The organism is Salinicola salarius (assembly GCF_003206135.1).
GTDB lineage: Bacteria > Pseudomonadota > Gammaproteobacteria > Pseudomonadales > Halomonadaceae > Salinicola > Salinicola salarius.
Genome location: NZ_PZJT01000038.1, coordinates 1 through 1,507, shown reverse-complemented (window position 1 = coordinate 1,507; position 1,507 = coordinate 1). Strand labels below are relative to the sequence as shown.

At 64.4% G+C, this 1,507-nt stretch carries 1 protein-coding gene; it reads left to right on the top strand.

All coding sequences use genetic code 11. From position 1 onward, the window contains the following. Window positions 1–39 precede the first annotated feature (39 nt). Window positions 40–1,507: lysine--tRNA ligase (gene lysS, locus DOM32_RS17635; protein WP_110637092.1), on the top strand; the 1,468-nt coding region annotated here is incomplete at its 3' end.

Genomic DNA, 1,507 nt, shown 5'->3' with positions numbered 1-1,507 from the left:
CGGCTCGCGGCTTTACTTTATTTTTCGACAGGCGACGACATGGCGAACCAGGACAACCCGCAATCTCCTTCCGATGCGCACAATGAAGCGCATGAAGAAAACCGGCTGATCGCGGAGCGCCGTGCCAAGCTGGCAGCGCGTCGCGAGCAGGCGGCGGAGCAGGGCGGCAGCGCCTTCCCCAACGACTTCCGGCGTGACAGTCTGGCGGCGGATCTGCAGGCGGAGCTGGGCGACAAGGACAAGCCCGAGCTCGAGTCGCTCGATCGCCAGGCGGCCGTCGCCGGACGCGTCATGCGCAAGCGCGGCCCGTTCGTGGTGATCCAGGACGTGTCCGGCCAGATCCAGTTCTACGTCGACAAGAAGGGGCTGCCCGCCGAGCTGCTGGAAGACATCCAGAGCTGGGACATCGGCGACATCGTCGCTGGCCGCGGCCCGGTCCACAAGTCCGGCAAGGGCGATCTCTACGTCATGCTGGTCGAGGCCAAGCTCTTGACCAAGAGCCTGCGTCCGCTGCCGGACAAGTTTCATGGTCTGACCGACCTCGAGGCGCGTTATCGTCAGCGCTACGTCGATCTGATCATGAATCCGCAGTCTCGACGCGTGTTCGAGGTGCGTTCCGGCGTCATTGCCGCGATCCGCCGGTTCATGGTCGAACGCGGCTTCATGGAAGTCGAGACGCCGATGCTGCAGCCGATCCCCGGCGGCGCCACCGCGCGGCCGTTCACCACGCACCATAACGCGCTGGATATCGACATGTATCTGCGCATCGCTCCGGAGCTCTACCTCAAGCGTCTGGTGGTGGGCGGGTTCGAACGGGTGTTCGAGATCAACCGCAACTTCCGTAACGAAGGTCTGTCGACGCGGCACAACCCCGAATTCACCATGCTCGAATTCTACTGGGCCTATGCCGATTACCGGGATCTGCTCGACCTGACCGAAGCGATGGTCCGGGACGCCGCCGAACAGGTGCTGGGCACCACGACCGTCACCTATCAGGGCACCGACTACGACCTGGGCCAGCCGTTCCGTCGCCTGACCCTGCGCCAGTCGATCATCGAATACGGCGCCGAGATCGAGGGCGATGCCATTGGCGAAGCCGACATCGATACCTTCGAGGCGGCCAAGGCGACCTGCGAGCGCCTGAATATCCCGGTCAAGCCGACCTGGGGCCTGGGCAAGCTGCAGACCGAGATATTCGAAGCCGTCGCCGAGCATCGGCTCGATCAGCCGACCTTCATCACCGAATATCCGGCCGAAGTCAGCCCGCTGGCGCGGCGCAACGATACCAACCCTCACGTCACCGACCGCTTCGAGTTCTTCGTCGGCGGGCGCGAGATCGCCAACGGCTTCTCCGAGCTCAACGACGCCGAGGACCAGGCCGAGCGTTTTGCCGCCCAGGTGGCGGAGAAGGACGCCGGCGATCTGGAAGCGATGTACTACGATGCGGACTACGTGCGCGCGCTGGAATACGGCATGCCGCCGACCGCCGGCGAAGGCATCGGTATCG